The 18,032-nt window shown below is 62.0% G+C and carries 18 protein-coding genes; 14 read left to right on the top strand and 4 right to left on the bottom strand.

Annotation, left to right across the window (positions count from 1 at the left end; all coding sequences use genetic code 11):
• Positions 1 to 2 precede the first annotated feature (2 nt).
• The 14 genes from hisG (at position 3) to tatC (ending at position 9,488) form a co-directional block, all read left to right on the top strand.
• Positions 3 to 668, top strand: coding sequence for an ATP phosphoribosyltransferase (gene hisG, locus KW842_RS20340; RefSeq protein ID WP_218305943.1), 666 nt, complete (start codon positions 3 to 5; stop codon positions 666 to 668).
• Positions 665 to 1,972 (top strand): histidinol dehydrogenase, encoded by a 1,308-nt coding sequence (gene hisD / locus KW842_RS20335; protein ID WP_229223816.1) that lies wholly within the window; start codon positions 665 to 667, stop codon positions 1,970 to 1,972. Before hisG ends, hisD begins: the two co-directional genes overlap by 4 nt.
• A complete protein-coding gene (locus KW842_RS20330; RefSeq protein WP_218305942.1) occupies positions 1,972 to 2,781 on the top strand; it encodes a site-specific DNA-methyltransferase in 810 nt (269 codons plus the stop codon). Before hisD ends, KW842_RS20330 begins: the two co-directional genes overlap by 1 nt.
• A 13-nt stretch (positions 2,782 to 2,794) precedes the next feature.
• Positions 2,795 to 3,889, top strand: coding sequence for a histidinol-phosphate transaminase (hisC, locus tag KW842_RS20325; RefSeq protein WP_218305941.1), 1,095 nt, complete (start codon positions 2,795 to 2,797; stop codon positions 3,887 to 3,889).
• An 18-nt stretch (positions 3,890 to 3,907) separates the two neighbouring features.
• Complete coding sequence (gene hisB, locus KW842_RS20320) at positions 3,908 to 4,498, top strand: imidazoleglycerol-phosphate dehydratase HisB (RefSeq protein ID WP_218305940.1); 591 nt, start codon at positions 3,908 to 3,910, stop codon at positions 4,496 to 4,498.
• 8 nt (positions 4,499 to 4,506) lie between these two features.
• Positions 4,507 to 5,145, top strand: a complete 639-nt coding sequence (gene hisH / locus KW842_RS20315; RefSeq protein WP_218305939.1) for an imidazole glycerol phosphate synthase subunit HisH — start codon at positions 4,507 to 4,509, stop codon at positions 5,143 to 5,145.
• Between the two features lie 29 nt (positions 5,146 to 5,174).
• Positions 5,175 to 5,963, top strand: coding sequence for a 1-(5-phosphoribosyl)-5-[(5-phosphoribosylamino)methylideneamino]imidazole-4-carboxamide isomerase (gene hisA / locus KW842_RS20310; protein WP_218305938.1), 789 nt, complete (start codon positions 5,175 to 5,177; stop codon positions 5,961 to 5,963).
• A gap of 1 nt (position 5,964) precedes the next feature.
• Positions 5,965 to 6,726, top strand: a complete 762-nt coding sequence (gene hisF / locus KW842_RS20305; RefSeq protein WP_218305937.1) for an imidazole glycerol phosphate synthase subunit HisF — start codon at positions 5,965 to 5,967, stop codon at positions 6,724 to 6,726.
• 11 nt (positions 6,727 to 6,737) lie between these two features.
• A complete protein-coding gene (gene hisI / locus KW842_RS20300) occupies positions 6,738 to 7,160 on the top strand; it encodes a phosphoribosyl-AMP cyclohydrolase (protein ID WP_218306087.1) in 423 nt (140 codons plus the stop codon).
• A gap of 2 nt (positions 7,161 to 7,162) precedes the next feature.
• Complete coding sequence (locus KW842_RS20295; protein ID WP_218305936.1) at positions 7,163 to 7,501, top strand: phosphoribosyl-ATP diphosphatase; 339 nt, start codon at positions 7,163 to 7,165, stop codon at positions 7,499 to 7,501.
• A 10-nt stretch (positions 7,502 to 7,511) separates the two neighbouring features.
• Positions 7,512 to 7,880: a histidine triad nucleotide-binding protein gene (locus tag KW842_RS20290; RefSeq protein ID WP_218305935.1), complete on the top strand. Its 369-nt coding sequence runs from the start codon at positions 7,512 to 7,514 to the stop codon at positions 7,878 to 7,880.
• Positions 7,881 to 7,997: 117 nt separating this feature from the next.
• Positions 7,998 to 8,204: a Sec-independent protein translocase subunit TatA gene (tatA, locus tag KW842_RS20285; protein WP_218305934.1), complete on the top strand. Its 207-nt coding sequence runs from the start codon at positions 7,998 to 8,000 to the stop codon at positions 8,202 to 8,204.
• Between the two features lie 12 nt (positions 8,205 to 8,216).
• The gene (tatB, locus tag KW842_RS20280) at positions 8,217 to 8,732 is read left to right on the top strand and encodes a Sec-independent protein translocase protein TatB (protein WP_218305933.1); all 516 of its coding nucleotides are present in this window, start codon (positions 8,217 to 8,219) and stop codon (positions 8,730 to 8,732) included.
• Complete coding sequence (gene tatC, locus KW842_RS20275; RefSeq protein WP_218305932.1) at positions 8,733 to 9,488, top strand: twin-arginine translocase subunit TatC; 756 nt, start codon at positions 8,733 to 8,735, stop codon at positions 9,486 to 9,488.
• Positions 9,489 to 9,491: 3 nt separating this feature from the next.
• On the opposite strand, the gene KW842_RS20270 is transcribed toward tatC, so the two are convergent.
• From KW842_RS20270 to KW842_RS20255, 4 genes are all read right to left on the bottom strand, one after another.
• Positions 9,492 to 9,797, bottom strand: coding sequence for a hypothetical protein (locus KW842_RS20270; protein WP_218305931.1), 306 nt, complete (start codon positions 9,795 to 9,797; stop codon positions 9,492 to 9,494).
• 97 nt (positions 9,798 to 9,894) lie between these two features.
• Entirely contained in the window at positions 9,895 to 11,811 is a 1,917-nt protein-coding gene (locus tag KW842_RS20265; protein WP_218306086.1) for a DUF885 domain-containing protein, read from the bottom strand.
• Positions 11,812 to 11,888: 77 nt separating this feature from the next.
• Complete coding sequence (locus KW842_RS20260; RefSeq protein WP_218305930.1) at positions 11,889 to 16,046, bottom strand: DEAD/DEAH box helicase; 4,158 nt, start codon at positions 16,044 to 16,046, stop codon at positions 11,889 to 11,891.
• A complete protein-coding gene (locus KW842_RS20255; RefSeq protein WP_218305929.1) occupies positions 16,043 to 18,010 on the bottom strand; it encodes a S9 family peptidase in 1,968 nt (655 codons plus the stop codon). The genes KW842_RS20260 and KW842_RS20255 overlap by 4 nt, the downstream gene beginning before the upstream one ends.
• Positions 18,011 to 18,032: the final 22 nt, after the last annotated feature.

Genomic DNA, 18,032 nt, shown 5'->3' with positions numbered 1-18,032 from the left:
CCATGAGTGCATTCCAAGCCGACTCCCCGCAGCTGATTCTTGCGCTGTCGAAGGGCCGTATTTTCGAGGACACCTTGCCGTTGCTGGAAGCAGCCGGCATTACCGTCACCGAGAATCCGGAAACTTCGCGCAAGCTGATCCTGCCGACCAACGACCCGAACGTGCGCGTACTGATCGTGCGCGCCACCGACGTGCCGACCTATGTGCAGCATGGCGCGGCGGACTTTGGCGTGGCCGGCAAGGATGTGCTGCTGGAGCATGGCGGCGAAGGACTGTACCAGCCGATCGACCTGCATATCGCCGAGTGCCGCATGTCGGTCGCGGTGCGCAACGGCTTCGATTACGAGACCGCGGTGCGCCAGGGCGCGCGCCTGCGCGTGGCCACCAAGTTTGTCGAGACGGCGCGTGCGCACTTCGCCAAGAAGGGTGTGCACGTCGACCTGATCAAGCTGTATGGCTCCATGGAACTGGCACCGCTGGTTGGCCTGTCGGACGCGATTGTCGACGTGGTCAGTACCGGCAACACGCTGCGCGCCAACGACCTGAAAGAAGTCGAGGCCATCATGGATATTTCCTCGCGCCTGATCGTCAATCAGGCCGCGCTGAAGATGAAACGCGAGCGCCTGCAACCGATTATCGAAGCATTTGAACGCGCATCCAAAAAATGATTACCAAGCTCGATTCCAGCCAGGCCGATTTCAAGCAGCGCCTGGACACCCTGCTGGCCTTTGAAGCCAGCACCGACGACGCCATCGAATCCGCAGTCGGCAAGATCCTCGCTGACGTCAAGGCGCGCGGTGATGCCGCCGTCCTCGAATATACCAACCGCTTCGACCGCCTGCCGAATGGCGGCGCAACCGGCATGGCGGCGCTGGACGTTTCGCAGGAAGAACTGCAAGCCGCGCTGGCGGCGATTCCAGAAGCCCAGCGCAAGGCGCTGGAAGTGGCGGCAGAGCGCGTGCGCGTGTTCCACGAACGCCAGAAACAGGAACTGAACGGCTTCACCTATACCGAGCCAGACGGCACCGTGCTGGGCCAGCGCGTTACACCGCTGGACCGCGTCGGCATCTACGTCCCTGGCGGTAAGGCAGCCTATCCATCGTCGGTGCTGATGAACGCGATTCCCGCACACGTCGCCGGCGTCCAGGAAATCATCATGGTGGTGCCAACGCCGGACGGCGTGAAGAACCAGATGGTGTTCGCCGCCGCCGCCATTGCCGGCGTTACCCGCGTGATCACCATCGGTGGCGCGCAAGCTGTGGCCGCACTGGCCTATGGCACCGCGACCATTCAGGCGGTCGACAAGATCGTCGGCCCCGGCAACGCCTATGTCGCTTCGGCCAAGCGCCGCGTATTCGGCACGGTGGGCATCGACATGATCGCCGGTCCATCGGAAATTCTGATTGTGGCCGACGGCACCACTGATCCGGACTGGATCGCCATGGACCTGTTCTCGCAAGCGGAGCACGACGAGCTGGCGCAAGCCATCCTGCTGTGCCCTGACGCCGATTACATCGCCAAGGTGGAAGCCAGCATAGCCAAGCTGCTGCCGACCATGCCGCGCGCAGAAGTGATCCGCACCTCGCTGGGCGACCGCGGCGCGCTGGTCAAAGTGCGCGATATGGACGAAGCCTGCGCCATTGCCAACAGCATCGCCGCCGAGCACCTGGAAATCTCCGCCGTCGAACCGCAGCAATGGGCCGACAAGATCCGCCACGCCGGCGCCATGTTCCTCGGCCGCTTCTCGTCCGAGTCGCTGGGCGATTACTGCTGCGGCCCGAACCACGTGCTGCCGACCTCGCGCACCGCGCGCTTCTCGTCGCCGCTGGGTGTGTACGATTTCCAGAAACGCTCGTCGATCATTCACGTCAGCGAAGCCGGCGCGCAAACGCTGGGCAAGGTAGCGGCTGAACTGGCCTACGGTGAAGGCTTGCAGGCGCACGCCCGCAGCGCGGAACTGCGTCTCAAATAATGACGGCAACCTGGCTCAATCAGGTCTTCTGCGAAGATGCGCTGGCCGGTCTGGCGCGCATCCCGGATGGCGCCATCGATCTGATATTGACCGATCCGCCGTATAACCTCGGCAAGGACTACGGCAATGGCTCGGACCAGCAAACGGTAGACGACTACCTGCAATGGACCGAGCAGTGGATAGATGCCGCCCTGCCCAAGCTGAAGCCTAACGGCAGCCTGTACATCTTCCTCACCTGGCGCTTTTCGCCGGAGATTTTCGTTATGCTGAAGAAGCGCATGATGATGATGAACGAGATTATCTGGGACCGTCGCGTGCCGTCGATGGGCGGCAGCGTGCGCAGTTACTCGTCGGTGCATGACACCATCGGCTTCTTCGTGCGCCGCAAGGATTACTACTTCGACCTGGATGCGGTGCGCATCCCCTACGACGCCGAAACCAAGAAGGCCCGCACCCGCTCCATCTTCGTCGGCGCCAAGTGGCTGGAAGTCGGCTACAACCCGAAAGATTTGTGGAGCGTGTCGCGCCTGCACCGCGAGCATCCGGAACGCGCCGATCATCCGACGCAAAAGCCGCTGGAGATTATCGAGCGCATGGTCAAGGCCTCGTGTCCGCCGGATGGCGTGGTGCTGGACCTGTTCATGGGCAGCGGCACCACGGCAATTGCGGCCAAGCGCACCGGCCGCCATTACGTCGGCTTCGAGTTGAATCCCGAATACTGCGCCATCATCAATGAAAGACTGGCGCTGCCTGAAATTCCGGCGCCGCCCAAGAAGCCCAAGAAACCCCGCAATTCAATCACCTCATAGGAGCCCAAGTAAGATGTCCGCCATCGACACCCTGATTAACAGCACCATACGCTCAGACGTGCGCGCCGTAGCCGGCTACCACGTTGCCGATGCGAGTGGCTTTATCAAGCTGGATGCGATGGAGAACCCTTACCACCTGCCGCATCATCTGCGCGAGGATCTCGCCCAGCGGCTGGCCGACGTGGCGCTGAACCGCTACCCGGTGGCTTCCTACAGCAGCATCAAGCAGCGCATCAACGACAAGCTGGGCGTGCCGGCCGGCTATGACGTCATCCTCGGCAATGGCTCGGATGAGCTGATCTCCATCCTGTGCATGGCTTGCGCCATGCAGGACCGCCGCGCCACCGTGGTGGCGCCGGCGCCATCCTTCGTGATGTACCAGCGCTCGGCGCAATTCGCCGGCATGGATTATGTCGGCGTGCCGCTCAAGGCCGACATGACGCTGGACTTGCCGGCGATGCTGGCCGCCATTGCCGAGCACAAGCCGGCGCTGGTGTTCCTGTCCTATCCGAACAACCCGACCGGCAACCTGTTTGCCGAAGCCGACATCGTGGCCATCATCAATGCGCTCGACGGTTTCGGCCTGGCCATTGTTGACGAGGCTTACGAGCCGTTTGCGCAGCAGACCTTTATGCAGCGCCTGCCAGAATTTAACAATCTCGTGGTGATGCGTACTGTGTCCAAGCTCGGCCTGGCCGGCATCCGCCTCGGCTATATGTCGGCGGCGCCGCAATTGCTGGCGGAATTCGACAAAGTGCGGCCTCCTTACAACATCAACGTGCTGACCCAGGTTGCGGCCGAATTCGCGCTCGACCACGTGGAGGTGTTGAACCAGCAGGCAGCCGCTTTGCGCGCCGCACGCGCCGATCTGACGGCTGCATTGGCCCGTATGCCTGGCGTGGAGGTTTTCCCATCGGCGGCGAATTTTATCTTGATTCGCGTACCCAATTCCGACGATGCCCACGCAAAACTGCTGTCTCACAAGGTTTTAGTTAAAAATGTGAGTAAAATGCACGGTGTGCTGACCAATTGTTTACGCATCACCGTCAGTACCCCGGAAGAAAATTCCACCTTCCTCGATGCCTTCGCCGCATCGCTGGCAGCCTGAGACCATCGCGAGCTTTTCATGAACCGCACCGCAGAAATCATCCGCAACACCAACGAGACGCAAGTCCGCGTATCCATCAACCTGGACGGCACCGGCAAGCAGAAGCTGAACACCGGCGTGCCCTTCCTCGATCACATGCTGGACCAGATCGCCCGCCACGGCCTGTTCGACCTGGAAGTCGAAGCCACCGGCGATATCCATATCGACAACCACCACACGGTGGAAGATGTCGGCATCACACTGGGCATGGCGGTGACCAAGGCCATCGGCGACCGCAAGGGCATCGTCCGCTACGGCCATTCCTATGTGCCGCTGGACGAGGCGCTGTCGCGCGTGGTGCTGGACTTCTCCGGCCGTCCAGGCATCGAATACCACATCCCGTTCACGCGTGCGCTGATCGGCACCTTTGACGTTGACCTGACGCTGGAATTCTTCCGCGGCTTCGTCAATCACGCGCTGGTCACGCTGCACATCGATAACCTGCGCGGCACCAACGCCCACCACCAGTGCGAGACGGTGTTCAAGGCCTTTGGCCGCGCGCTGCGCATGGCGTCGGAACTCGATCCACGCGCTGCCGGCACCATCCCGTCGACCAAGGGTACGCTCTAAACCACATCATGAAAAAAATCGTAGTAGTTGATTACGGCATGGGTAATCTGCGCTCGGTCGCGCAGGCGCTGCGCGCCGTGGCGCCGGAAGCCAATGTGCTGATCTCCGGCGCAGTGGCCGATATTGAAAGCGCCGACCGCATCGTGTTGCCCGGCCAGGGCGCCATGCCGGACTGCATGCGCAGCCTGCGCGAGTCCGGCGTACAGGACGCCCTGCTGACGGCATCGAAGAATAAACCTCTTATGGGGGTATGCATCGGCGAGCAAATGCTGTTTGATGTCAGTGAGGAAGGCAATGCCGCCGGCCTGGGCCTGTTGCCCGGCAAGGTGGTGCGCTTCCAGCTGGACGGCCAGACGCAGGAAGACGGTTCGCGCTTCAAGGTGCCGCAAATGGGATGGAACCAAGTGCAGCAAACGGCGTCTCATCCGATGTGGCAGGAGATTGCGGACAACGCCTACTTCTACTTCGTGCACAGCTATTTCGCGCAACCGGAGCAGTCGGCGCACACCGTCGGGCAAACTGTCTACGGTGCGCCATTCAGTTGCGCCGTCGCTCGTGATAATATTTTTGCGACCCAGTTCCACCCGGAGAAAAGCGCCGCGGCCGGACTGCAGTTGTACAAAAACTTTGTCCACTGGAACCCTTGATTTCACTTTCACATTTAATTTAAACCATCATGCTGCTCATTCCTGCCATCGACCTCAAAGACGGTCACTGCGTTCGCTTGAAACAAGGCGATATGGAACTCGCCACCGTATTTTCCGAAGATCCGGCCGAGATGGCCCTGCATTGGCTGAAGCAAGGCGCGCGCCGCCTGCACCTGGTTGACCTCAACGGCGCCTTCGCCGGCAAGCCGAAGAACGAAGGCGCGGTCAAGGCCATCCTGAAAGTGGTGCAGGAGTACGCTGAAGAAAATGACCTGGAAGAAATTCCAGTGCAACTGGGCGGCGGCATCCGCGACCTCGACACCATCGAGCGCTACCTGGACGCCGGCATCACCTACGTCATCATCGGCACTGCTGCTGTCAAGGAGCCGGGCTTCCTGCACGACGCCTGCGGCGCCTTCCCTGGCCACATCATCGTCGGCCTGGACGCCAAGGACGGCAAGGTTGCCACCGACGGCTGGAGCAAGATGTCCGGCCACGAAGTCATCGATCTGGCCAAGAAATTCGAAGCCTATGGCGTGGAATCGATCATCTACACCGACATCGGCCGCGACGGCATGATGGGCGGCGTCAACATTGACGCTACCGTCAAGCTGGCGCAAGCCGTCAAGATTCCGGTGATCGCTTCGGGCGGCCTGCACAATATCGGCGACGTGGAAGCGCTGTGCGCAGTGCAGGACGAAGGTATCGAAGGCGTGATCTGCGGCCGTTCGATCTACGAAGGCACGATCGACCTGGCCTCTGCGCAGGAACGTGCTGATGCGCTGAGCGGCGACCTGATCGAAGAAGAAGACGAATAACATGCTGGCTAAACGCATCATCCCCTGCCTGGACGTGACCGATGGCCGCGTCGTCAAAGGCGTCAACTTCACCGAGCTGCGCGATGCCGGCGACCCGGTGGAAATCGCGCGCCGCTACGACGAGCAGGGCGCCGATGAGCTGACCTTCCTCGACATCACCGCCACCAGCGACAACCGTGGCCTGATCCTCGACATCATCGAGGCGGTGGCCTCGCAGGTCTTCATTCCGCTGACCGTCGGTGGCGGCGTGCGCGAGGTGGCCGATGTGCGCCGCCTGCTCAACGCCGGCGCCGACAAGGTCAGCATGAACTCGTCGGCGGTGTCGAATCCGCAGCTGGTGTACGAGGCGTCGCAGAAGCATGGCTCGCAGTGCATCGTGGTGGCGATCGACGCCAAGCAGACTTCGCCCGGCAAGTGGGAAGTGTTTACCCACGGCGGCCGCAAGGCCACCGGCATCGACGCCATCGAATGGGCGAAGAAAATGGAACAGCTGGGTGCCGGTGAAATCCTGCTGACCAGCATGGACAAGGACGGCACCAAATCCGGCTTCGACCTGGGCCTGACGCGCGGCGTGTCCGACGCCATCAGCATCCCGGTGATCGCCTCCGGCGGCGTGGGCGGCCTGCAAGACCTGGCCGACGGGGTCAAGCTGGGCAAGGCAGATGCGGTGCTGGCCGCCAGTATCTTCCACTACGGTCAACATACCGTGCAGGAAGCCAAGAAATTTATGGCGCAGCAGGGCATCCCGATGCGCCTGGATTAAGAGACAGCATGATGAATACCTCTACCCAGCCGAAAGCCGCCTGGTTGAAAAAAGTGAAATGGGACGAGCATGGCCTGGTGCCGGTGATCGCCCAGGAAGCGGGCAGCAACGATGTGCTGATGTTCGCCTGGATGAACCGCGAGGCGCTGGCCAAGACGGTCGAGCTGGGCGAAGCCGTGTACTGGAGCCGCTCGCGCAAGAAACTGTGGCACAAGGGCGAAGAGTCCGGCCATGTGCAGAAAGTGCTGGAAGTGCGCCTGGATTGCGATGAGGACGTGGTGCTGCTGAAGATCGAGCAGGCCGGCGGCATCGCCTGCCATACCGGCCGTCACTCCTGCTTCTTCCAGAAGTTTGAGGGCGATGCGCAGGAAGGCGACTGGCAGAACACCGAGCCGGTCCTGAAAGACCCATCCGACATCTACAAAGGCAAGTAAGCATGAGCACCATCCTGGACCGTCTGGCGGACGTGATCGAATCGCGCAAGCCGGCCAATGGCGGCGATCCCGCCGTTTCCTACACCTCCAAGCTGTTCAGCAAGGGCGACGACGCCATCCTGAAGAAAATCGGCGAGGAAGCCACCGAGACCGTGATGGCCGCCAAGGATGCGCGCGCCGGCGGCGACAGCGGCAAGGTGCTGTACGAAGTGGCTGACTTGTGGTTCCATACGCTGGTGTTGCTGGCGCAGTTCGACCTGAAGCCGCAGCAAGTGCTCGATGAGCTGGCGCGCCGCGAGGGCGTATCCGGCATCGAGGAAAAAGCGTCCCGCAAAGAATAACGGAGCCTTCGTGGAAAACTGCATCTTTTGCAAAATAGCTGAAAAGAAAATTCCATCGACCACCGTCTACGAAGACGATGATCTGCTGGCCTTCAAGGACATCAACCCGCATGCCCCGGTGCATTTGCTGGTGATTCCAAAAAAACACTACGCGACCTTACAGGATGCCGCCGTCGAGCCGGCCTTGCTGGGCAAAATGCTGGCGCTGGCCCCTCGCCTGGCAGAGGAATTCGGCTGCCTGGTCAGCTATGATGCGGACGGCGTGCCGTCCGGCGGCTACAAGGCCCTGATCAACAGTGGGCCGGATGGCGGTCAGGAGGTGTACCATTTACACCTGCATGTGATCGGCGGACCTCAGCCATGGGGCGGCAAGCGTTGAACTGGGGCTGAATGGCCTTATTTACCTTAGAGACTGCGCTTCGCGTATACTATCGACGCAGTTCCGGGAATCAACGAATTTAATCTAGGCGCAAGCGCGCCTTGCAAGGGGAATAAGATGGGTTCTACTAGCTGGGTACACTGGGCAATTTTGCTGGTTGTCGTGATTCTGATCTTCGGCACCAAAAAGCTGGGCAATATGGGTTCGGACATCGGCAAGGCTGTCAAAGGCTTCAAGGACGGCGTCAAGGGCGGTGAAGAAGACAAGCCAGCCGCACCTGCCGCACCAGGCACGATCGACGTCGATACCAAAGAGAAGAAGTAAGCCCCGGCGCTTATGATCGATCTCGGTCTTACCAAAATTGCTGTCATCGGCGTGGTCGCGCTGATCGTCATCGGTCCTGAAAAGCTGCCCAAGGTGGCGCGCATGGCCGGGACGCTGTATGGCCGCGCCCAGCGTTACCTCAACGACGTGAAGTCCGAGGTGACGCGCGAAATCGAAATGGAAGAGCTGCGCAACCTGCAGAAGGAAGTGCAGGAGGCTGCGCAGAGCGTCAAGTCTGAAGTGGAAAACTCGATTTCGCAGAATATGGCGGATGTGGAAAACAGCTGGAGCGACAGTTCGTCGTCGTCCGAGAGCGCCGCTTCGTCCGGGTATTCTTCGTACAGCCATGTCAGCACCGATGATCTGGCGCGCAAGGCGCGCGAGTTCCGCCGCAAGAAACTGGTGCGCAACTCCGCCATTCCCAATTGGTACAAGCAGCGCAATGGCGGCAAGATGCATGTGACGTCCGGCGCGGCCCGCGTGGCGCGCTTCCGCCCACGCGGCCCGACCAACAGTTCTTTCTACTAAATGAGTACACCTAACCAGGGCGAAGAGACCTTTATCTCTCACCTGATCGAACTGCGTGACCGCCTGGTCAAGGCGACGATCGGGATTGCGGTGATGTGCATCGGCCTGATGATCTGGCCGGGACCTTCGCGCATATACGACATCATTGCCGAGCCGATGATTGCTGCGCTGCCGGTTGGCTCGAAGATGATCGCCACTGGCGTAGTGTCGCCGTTCCTGGTGCCGATGAAGGTGACGCTGGTGATTGCCATCATCCTGGCCTTGCCGTGGGTGCTGTACCAGCTGTGGGCGTTTGTGGCGCCGGGCTTGTATGCGCACGAGAAGCGCCTGATCGCGCCGCTGGTGATTTCCTCGTCGGCCTTGTTCATGGGCGGCGTGGCGTTCTGCTACTTCCTGGTATTTGGCCGGGTGTTCCATTTCATCGCCGAATTCTCGCCGCAGTCGATTGCGGTGACGCCGGATATCGAGAACTACCTGGACTTCGTGATGTCGATGTGCCTGGCGTTTGGCGCGGCGTTCGAGGTGCCGGTGGTGGTGGTGATCCTGGTGCGCATGGGCCTGGTGACTGTGGCCAAGCTGAAGGAGATTCGTCCTTACGCCGTCGTCGGCGCGTTTGTGATCGCCGCGATTGTCACGCCGCCAGACGCGGTGTCGATGTTCTCGCTGGCGATTCCGATGTGTCTGCTGTTCGAACTGGGCCTGCTGGTCGCCCCATTGTTCGTCCGCATCTCCACTGCCCCCGAAGAAAAAGTCTGAATCTTACGGTAGCCTGCCGATGATGTAGAGAAGGATGCTGATCGTAACGGCATGCAGCCCAAGCGACAGACCTAGCAACGACGATAGCGTGCCCACCTTGCGCTTCAGAATATCCATGTCGTGCTTAAGCAATTCTATGCGGGCAACGACATCTGTTTTCAGCAGCAGTAAATCGGCAGGTGTCACCGTTCCCTCAGAGAGCGCTTCATGTAAGGCTTGAGCTTGTGCCTCAGCCTGTGTCTGGGGCACGCCCGCCACAGTTAGTTTCTTGGTGTACTCAAGCGTATCGAATTTGATGGGCATGGTCATGATACCTCCCGGATTTGATCGTAGCAGAAAACGGCTGCGCAGCAGCCGTTCCCCATCGTATCGAATCACCTGCCCATCGGTTTGAGCGCGCGCAGGATTACTGCGTCATCAGGCCCTTGATCACGCGTACCGGCGCGCTGCCGTAGCTGAGGAATTGTTCGTGGAATTCCTTGAGGTTGAAGCGTGGACCCAGTTGCTGCTTGCGCTGCTCGCGCAACTCCATGATCTCGCTGTAGCCGCTGAAATAGCTGGTCAGCTGCACCGACGACACTTGCACGCGATGCCATTTTTCCACCGCCTCGCTGCGCGTCTGGAATGCCTGGCGCGTCAGCAGATCAACTGCCTGCTCTTCGGTCATGCCCAGTACATGCACGCTGTAATCGAGGATGGTGTTGGTGACGCTGCGCAGATTCCACTTGGAATACATCAGCCACATCTCCGGCGCGTTGTCGCCATAGCCGGATTCCAGCATCATGCGCTCGCCATACACCGCCCAGCCTTCCACCATCGCGCCATTGCCGAAGATCGACTTGACGATCGACGGCGAGCGGTTGGCATACACCAGCTGCGCGTAGTGGCCCGGAATCGCCTCATGGATATTCAGGATCTGCAAGATCCAGTGGTTGTACTCGCGCAGGCTGCTCTCGGCCGCTTCCGGCGTCGCGCCATCCAGCGGCGTCACGTTGTAGTAAGTGCGGTCCTGCGGGCGATACGGCCCCGGCGCATCAATGCTGGCGCCCGCCACACCGGCCGCATAGGCTGGCGTTGCGCGCACTTCCAGCGGCTTGTTCGGATCCAGGGTCAGCAGGTTCTTGCTGATCACCCAATCCTGCAATACCGGAATCTGGCGCTTGATCTCATTGACGAAATCCTCGCGCGCCACATGGCGCTCGGACAGCTTGTCGATCATCATGCCGATCTTGGCAAAGCGGTCAGCCGGCTTGGCGACACCGCCCAGATACTTGTCCCACAGCTCATCGGACAGTTTGTCCATATTCGCCAGCAGTTCCTCGCGCGCCGCCAGCGCTTTCTGGTAGGTCTGCTCGGCGGTGCTGGCCGACTGGATATCGTAGGCAAACTTCTGCTCGTACAGTTCTTTGCCGAGACGGAAAGTGCGGCGGCCCTTGGTGTCCATCTGCTTGTCCATCTCGGTCAGGAAGGCGACGTAGCTGTCCACCGCCGTCAGCGCCGCATTGACGCGCTGCGTGTATTGCTGTTTCTCCACCGGCGTCAGGATCGACGCCTGCGCGACTTTGTCGACTTCGGTCAGCAGATGCTGCACGCCAGGCGCCTGCTTGATCGCCAGCCGCGTATGTTCGCGGGTTGGATTGACGATGTTGGCGCGCGCCGCCTCGTAATAGGCCGGAATGCTGGCGATGCGCTTGAGCAGCGTGCGCAGGCGCTGCGGCTGGGCCGCGTATTCGGTATTCAGGATCAGGTCGATAGGACCGGCCACGTTGTAGCTGGCCGGATTCCACTCCCACTCACGCAGCGTGGTCAGACGGAAGCGATCGCCTTCCAGCTTGTTGACCAGCAGCGCCAGATCGGTACGCTGCTTGGCTGCCAGGCCATTGCTCTTGACCGCGCCGAAGCGTTGCAGCCATTCTTCGATAAAGGCCAGTTCCTTGGCCTGTTCTTCCTTGTTCGGCACCGTCAGCACGGCGGCGGTGTCGTACTTGCCGGCGTAGATTGCGCTTTCCGAATCGATGCGCCACAGCGCATTCAGGAACTGGTTGCTCAGGTTGTCGAACTGGCGGTCCTGCCAGCGTTCCGATGCGACCTTGAGTGCCGGTACTGCGGCGACGGCGGCAGCGGTGCGGGCTTTGCCGGATGCCTTGGCTGGCGCCTTGCCCTTGCTCTTGGTGGATTTACTGGACTTGCCCGATTTGGCGCTCTTGGCCTTGCTGCTGCTCTTCTTGGTGGCAACTGCTTTTTTCTGTGGTGTGGCGGCGTCGGCCGGCGCGGCGGCCAATGCCGCCATCAGCGCCGCCAGCGCGAATTTTGTCTTGATCATCATATACAGCCTTGTCTTCGAAGCGGAAGAGATTATCACTAATCTGTCCGCTTGAGAGCGTCCGATACAAGCCGAAATTATTTCTTCAAACCCTCTTGCAGCATCGCTAACATTTCAGACGCCGACATCCGGCCGCTGACATCGCTGCCTTCCAGCAGGCTGTCGGCCAGGTCGCGCTTGTGCTGGTGCAGGTCGACGATGCCCTCTTCGATGGTGTGCCGCGCCACCAGGCGGTAGATGGTCACTGGCCGCAACTGCCCCATGCGGTGCGCACGGTCGGAGGCCTGGTCTTCCACCGCCGGGTTCCACCACGGGTCCATGTGGATCACGTAGTCGGCCGCCGTCAGGTTGATGCCGACGCCGCCCGCCTTCAGCGAAATCAGGAACACATCGCCCTCGCCGGCCTGGAAAGCATCGACGCGCTTCTTGCGGTCGGCCATCGAAGTCGAACCGTCGAGGTACTGGTAGCTGACACCCTGTGCGTCCAGATGTTCGCGGATCAGCGCCAGGTGATCGACGAACTGGCTGAACACCAGCACCTTGTGCTTGTTCTCCAGCAGGCCTTCCAGCAGGTGCGCGAAGGCCGCCAGCTTGCTGCTGGCCAGTTGCAGGTCCGGTGCGATCAGATTCGGATTGCAGCAGGCGCGGCGCAGTTTCATGATCTCGGCCAGGATCTGGATCGATTTCTTCTCGGCCGGGCCTTCGACTTTTTCCAGGTTTTCCAGCGCGGCGCGGCGCAGCGATTCGTACAGCGCCGTTTCGTCGGCCGACAAATCCACTTCCAGCGTGATCTCGGTGCGCGACGGCAGCTCGGTCAGCACCTGCGACTTGGTGCGGCGCAGGATGAACGGCTGGATCAAACGGCGCAGCCGCTTGCGCGCACCCAGTTCGGCGCGATGGTCCTGCGGTTTCTCGATCGGCGCGGCAAAGCGCAGGTTGAACTGCTCGATGCTGCCCAGCAGGCCCGGATTGATGAAGCGGAACAGGTTCCACAATTCGCCCAGGTGGTTTTCCAATGGCGTGCCGGTGACGGCGACGCGGAACTCGCCCTTCAGCGCCATCACCGCCGCCGAGCGCTTGGTGGCGGCGTTCTTGATCGCCTGCGCCTCATCCAGCACGATGGTGTTCCACTGCACTTTGGCGAACAGTTCGGACTCCAGTTGCAGCAGGCCGTAGCTGGTCACCACCACATCGTAGCCGTGCAGATTGTTCAGCTGCGCGGCGCGGTCGCCGGGACCGAATAGCTGCATGTTCAGCGTCGGCGCGAAACGCGCGGCCTCGCTCATCCAGTTCATGCACACCGATGTCGGCGCAATCACCAGCGTCGGACCTTGCGGTGCGCGTGACAGCATCAGCGCCAGCGCTTGCAGCGTCTTGCCCAGGCCCATATCGTCGGCCAGGCAGGCGCCCACGCCCCAATGCGCAAGGCGCGACAGCCAGTGATAGCCTTCCAGCTGGTAGTCACGCAGCTCTGCTTGCAGCGTGCTTGGCAGCTGCGGCTCGAAGGCCGTCTGCTCCTGCATGCGCGACAGATGCTCTTTCCACAGCTTGTCGGATTTCAGGCCGCCGACATCGTCGGCCAGTTCTTCCAGCGCGAACGACGCCAGCGGGTGCAGGCGCACGCCGTCGGCGGTGAGTTCGCCGTAGGCCGTCACTTCCTGCAAGCGGCGGTACAGCTCATCGGTCAGCGCCAGGTAGCGGTTTTCGCCCAGTTCGACGAAGCGGCCATGGCTTTTCTCCATCATCTCCAGCAGCGTGCGCAGGTCGATGACCTTGCCTTCGTCGACTTGCAGCTCGCCGCTGGCGGCAAACCAGTCTTTGTTGCTCTTGATCGCCAGGCGCAGGTGCTTGGTTTCCACCTTGTTGGTGACGCGGAAGCTCTCGCCTTCCGGCCAGGCGATGACGATGCTGGCCGGGTCCAGTGCTTGCAGCTCTACCAGCAATTGCAGGCACAGCGCCGGCTGGCCCAGCAGCCATTCGCCGTGTTCCTGCTCGGCGGATTCCAGTATCGGGCACCGGGCGATCAGGTCGCGTTCCGCATCGCGCTCGTCGATCAGCTTGCGGCGCGCCTGCACCGGCTTGCCGCCGATGTCGGCGATCACGCTGTCGGCACCGTCGCCCGGCTTGTAATAGGCGCCGTTGACCAGCGGCCGCACCAGGATCTGCATCTTCAAGCCGTGCTGGTAAGGCAGCAGGTGCAGATGCAGGCGCATGTCGGCTTCCATCTGCTCCATGTCCGGTGCAGCGCCGCCGATGTCGGACTGCACCGTCACCAGCGACGAGATGGCGCTGATCGCCGACAGCACCTGCTGTTCCGCATGCGCTGGCACGTTGAGCGCATCGCCAACGATGGCGGCGATCTTGCGGTGTTCTTCGAGGATGCTGACCACCCGCAGTCGGGTCGGGGTTTCCTTGGTGATCACCACCGAGGAGTTATCGTCGGGGATCGACGGCTGCAAGCGCAGCTCCAGGTTGCCGGGGCTGCGCTTGACCAGCAGCTCCGGTTCGCCAGACAGCATTTCCACGCGCATGTCCGGCAGGTCGGACCAGTACAGCAGTGGATGGCCGACCAGCGATGGCGCGGCGCGCTGCGGGTCGATTTCGTAGGTCAGGCCGGTGGACTGGTAGCCACGGTGCGCTACGGTAATCGCTTCGGCCGCGCGGATATCCTGCGGCGTCAGAAAATCGAACTGCTCGGATTCGAAGCGCAGCCGCTTCAGGCCCACGGCGCGGCCCTTGCTCCACAGGCCGCGCGCATCGCGCTTCTGTTCTACCGGTGCGATGTCGGTCAGGCCGTTGCGGTGATCGTAGGTCAGCAGCCACACCAGGCGCGAACTGCCCGCTGCATCCGGCGCGGAAGGCTGGTGTAGATTGATCAGCGCGGTCAGCTGGCGCTGCCAGCCTTCCTGGCGCTCGAACCAGGTGCTCAGGTCGGGGAAGCCGTAGCGCGAGCGCAGCGCTTGTGCGTGCGTCTGCATGGCCGCATCGCCCATCTGGCCGAGCAGCGCGGCGGACTGGCTGGCGATAAACATATAGCCGGCGCGTTCGGCGTTTTTCACCAGTTCCTGCAACTGCTCCTTGCGTTCTTGCAGCTCGGGCAGCGACAGCCAGAAATACAGCAGGTACTGGAACATCTGCGTTTGCAGCGACGGTTCCCACGGCAGTGCGGACACCGCGTCTACCTGCATCACACCGGCGCGGATCTGGCGCAGCAGGTCGATCTGCTGGTGCACCGAGCTGTCGTGGTTCTTCGGCAGCTTGAGCGCGATTTCCAGATAGGCTTCGGCGTTCTTCAAATGTTTGGCGTCGCCGCTGCGCAGCGCCGACAGCAGGTACAGATTGCCGCCCATGCCGCTGAACAGCTGCTTGCGCTTGCCGGTGTCGCGGCGCAGGGTTTTCAGCGCAACGTCGAAACCGGTGATGGCCGCACTGGCGGCGCCGCGCAGCAGTACGATGATGCTGGCCAGGTACTGGCTTTGCGCGCCGGCGGTGCGTTCCAGATAGCGCTTGGCATCGTCCAGACGGCCGCACAGCAGCGCGTCTTCCGCCATCGCCATGCGCAGTTCGGCGTTGATGTCGCCGTGGCGGCGCTGCATGTGCATCTCGCAGAATTCGCGTATCACCGGCGCGGTGGCGGGCTCGCGCTGGGCGTTGTGCATCAATACCGCCAGCACATCGTCCTGCAACAGCGGGCTGACCAGCATGATCATGCCCGGTTCGAAAGGACGGCCGAAAATGTCGACGATAGGATGCAGCTGTGCCGCCTCGTAGCTGCCCAGGCAGAAGGCCAGCACTTGCTGGATCTGCTGCGGGCCGTGGCCGCGCAGTAGCCCCATGCGCAGGCGCGCCATGCCGGCGCGGTAGCTGCGCGGCTCGGTGCTGTTCCAGGTCTGGCGCATCGGCGCCAGCTCGGCGTAGGCGGTGCACAGGTCTTCCATCGCATGGGTGCCGATGGCTGAGCGGATCGCCGGCCAGCGCAGTTTCGGATTGCAGACAAAACCGCGTCCCGTCACCACGCTGAGGAAGGCCAGCCGTTCCAGTTTGGATAGCGCATCGTCCAGCGTGGCCACGGTATAGGGTGCGCCATCGTCGTTTTGTTCGATACGCGCGTGGATCAGGTGATCGAGGATGTGCGTGCGTCCGGTAGGCTCGCCGATCAGGGCGAGCAGCGCGAGTATCACTTTTTCATTGAAGGGCAGCGCGTCGAATTCGGCGAGCAGCTTGGGATCGGTCATGCGTTATTCAAACCAAAGATGCGTTGATAGAAGTCCAGCTCCGCTTCCAGCGTGCGGATGATGTTTTCGGCCTTGCGGAAGCCGTGGCCTTCGCCTTCCAGCTCCATGTAATCGACCGTGATGCCACGCTTTTTCAGCGCATCCACCATCATTTGCGATTGCTGCGGCGGCACCACCTTGTCGTCCAGGCCCTGGAAGAAGATCATCGGGCGCGACAGCTTGTCGGTGTGGTTGATCGGCGAGCGCTGGGCGTAGACGGCGTCCGCCTGCGCTTTCGGCGCGATCAGGTATTCATTGTAGTGCGATTCGAATTTGTGCGAATCCTGGTCCAGGCCTTTCAGGTCGGAGACGCCGTAGTAGCTGGCGCCAGCCTTGAATACATCGTGGAAGGTCAGCGCGGACAGCGTGGTCAGGCCGCCGGCGCTGCTGCCCCGGATGATCAGGCGTTCGCCGTCCACCAGGCCGCGCTCCACCAGCGCCTTAGCGCCGTTGACGCAGTCTTCCACATCGACAATGCCCCACTGGCCCTTGAGCAGGTCGCGGTAGGCGCGTCCAAAGCCGGTGCTGCCGCCGTAGTTCACATCCAGCACGCCGAAGCCACGGCTGGTCCAGAACTGGGTTTTCAGGTTCAGCGTATTGACCGTCATGCCGGTCGGGCCGCCGTGGCCGATGACGATCAGCGGCGGTTTGCTGCCCTGCGGCGCCTGCGCGTCCTGGTTGCGCGGCGGGTAGTAGAAGGCGTGCGAGGTGCGGCCATTGGCGCTTGGGTAGCTGATGCTGGCCGGGATCGACAGGTTGGCTTCATCCGGCAGGTCGTCAATCGATTGCGCCAGGATTTCGACGCCTTCCTCGGTGAAGTCGATGCGCGCCAGTTCCATCGGGATGGCCGGGCCGCCGGCCAGCATGGCGATGTAGCCGTTGCCGACGCGCAGCTCGCGGATTTCTTCGTAGGGGTTGGCGATGGCTTCCAGCTTGCCGCTGCCGGGCAGCAGGCGCGCCAGGCGGCTGACCCCTTTGTCGATGTAGGTGCAGATGATTTCGCTGGCCGAGCGGAAGCCGTACATGCTGTTGCCAAAGGTCCAGTGCGGGGAGGCGAATTCGGCTTCCATCGGGCACAGGCCTTCGCTGCGCTGGCGGTCGCGGCACAGGCGGTACAGGTTCCACCAGCCGCTGCGGTCGGAGACGAAGTGCAGCAGGTTGTCGGGCGACCATTCTGGCTGGCAGATCGATTCCTCGTCGCCGCCGGCGATGCGGACCGGCGCTGCCAGCGTGCCGTCGTCGTTAAACTCGGCCAGCCAGAGCGTGGTGCCCTGCCACGGCATGCGCGGGTGGTCCCAGCTCAGCCAGGCCAGCGAGCGGCCGTCCGGCGACACGCGCGGCGAGGAATAAAAGTCCGCACCCTGCGCCAGCACCGTTTCGGCACCCGCCACGTCATTGCCGCTCCCGGCCGCCCCTGTACCATCGCGCATGGCGGTGCCGAGGCTGATGGCGCAGATGGTGTTGGTGGGCTGCGCGTGTTCGTCATCGCCATGCAGCTCGCGCACGGCGATCAGGCGGTTACGGGCGCGGTCGATTGCAAAATCGGCAAAACGCTGCTTGCCCGGCTGCGTCACCGCGAACGGCGCCTCGCCAGCGACCATCCTGTAGACGACGTTGTCCTTGAAATGCGTGAAATACACCGTTTCGCCATCGACCGCATAGGCGCCGCCGCCATATTCATGCACCCGCGAGCGGATATTGAACGGCGCCGGCGTTAATTCCTGCGTGGCTACGCCGTGGTAGCGCAGCAGCGTATTGCGCCCGGCCTCGGCCGCCCGTCCCGCCAGCCAGAAAATATCGCTGCCGTCGGTCCCGCCCAGCAGCAGCGAGGACAGCGGCACGGCGCCAGCGGCCACGCGCGCGGCGCTGATGGTCGATGGCCAGGCGCCGTAGGCGGCAATGGTCGGGGCAACGGTGGATGTCATGGGCGGCTCCAAAAGGTCTATG

Origin of the sequence: Duganella sp. sic0402 (assembly GCF_019219065.1) — a bacterium.
Lineage (GTDB): Bacteria > Pseudomonadota > Gammaproteobacteria > Burkholderiales > Burkholderiaceae_D > Rugamonas.
The sequence above is the reverse complement of the archived record's forward strand: the minus strand, read 5'-3'. Positions and strand labels throughout refer to the sequence as shown.

Bases quoted from the DNA above. Each gene is read 5' to 3' on its own strand.
- hisG (WP_218305943.1), top strand. From the start codon at position 3: ATGAGTGCATTCCAAGCCGACTCCCCGCAGCTGATTCTTGCGCTGTCG.
- hisD (WP_229223816.1), top strand. From the start codon at position 665: ATGATTACCAAGCTCGATTCCAGCCAGGCCGATTTCAAGCAGCGCCTG.
- KW842_RS20330 (WP_218305942.1), top strand. From the start codon at position 1,972: ATGACGGCAACCTGGCTCAATCAGGTCTTCTGCGAAGATGCGCTGGCC.
- hisC (WP_218305941.1), top strand. From the start codon at position 2,795: ATGTCCGCCATCGACACCCTGATTAACAGCACCATACGCTCAGACGTG.
- hisB (WP_218305940.1), top strand. From the start codon at position 3,908: ATGAACCGCACCGCAGAAATCATCCGCAACACCAACGAGACGCAAGTC.
- hisH (WP_218305939.1), top strand. From the start codon at position 4,507: ATGAAAAAAATCGTAGTAGTTGATTACGGCATGGGTAATCTGCGCTCG.
- hisA (WP_218305938.1), top strand. From the start codon at position 5,175: ATGCTGCTCATTCCTGCCATCGACCTCAAAGACGGTCACTGCGTTCGC.
- hisF (WP_218305937.1), top strand. From the start codon at position 5,965: ATGCTGGCTAAACGCATCATCCCCTGCCTGGACGTGACCGATGGCCGC.
- hisI (WP_218306087.1), top strand. From the start codon at position 6,738: ATGAATACCTCTACCCAGCCGAAAGCCGCCTGGTTGAAAAAAGTGAAA.
- KW842_RS20295 (WP_218305936.1), top strand. From the start codon at position 7,163: ATGAGCACCATCCTGGACCGTCTGGCGGACGTGATCGAATCGCGCAAG.
- tatA (WP_218305934.1), top strand. From the start codon at position 7,998: ATGGGTTCTACTAGCTGGGTACACTGGGCAATTTTGCTGGTTGTCGTG.
- tatB (WP_218305933.1), top strand. From the start codon at position 8,217: ATGATCGATCTCGGTCTTACCAAAATTGCTGTCATCGGCGTGGTCGCG.
- tatC (WP_218305932.1), top strand. From the start codon at position 8,733: ATGAGTACACCTAACCAGGGCGAAGAGACCTTTATCTCTCACCTGATC.
- KW842_RS20270 (WP_218305931.1), bottom strand. From the start codon at position 9,797: ATGACCATGCCCATCAAATTCGATACGCTTGAGTACACCAAGAAACTA.
- KW842_RS20265 (WP_218306086.1), bottom strand. From the start codon at position 11,811: ATGATCAAGACAAAATTCGCGCTGGCGGCGCTGATGGCGGCATTGGCC.
- KW842_RS20260 (WP_218305930.1), bottom strand. From the start codon at position 16,046: ATGACCGATCCCAAGCTGCTCGCCGAATTCGACGCGCTGCCCTTCAAT.
- KW842_RS20255 (WP_218305929.1), bottom strand. From the start codon at position 18,010: ATGACATCCACCGTTGCCCCGACCATTGCCGCCTACGGCGCCTGGCCA.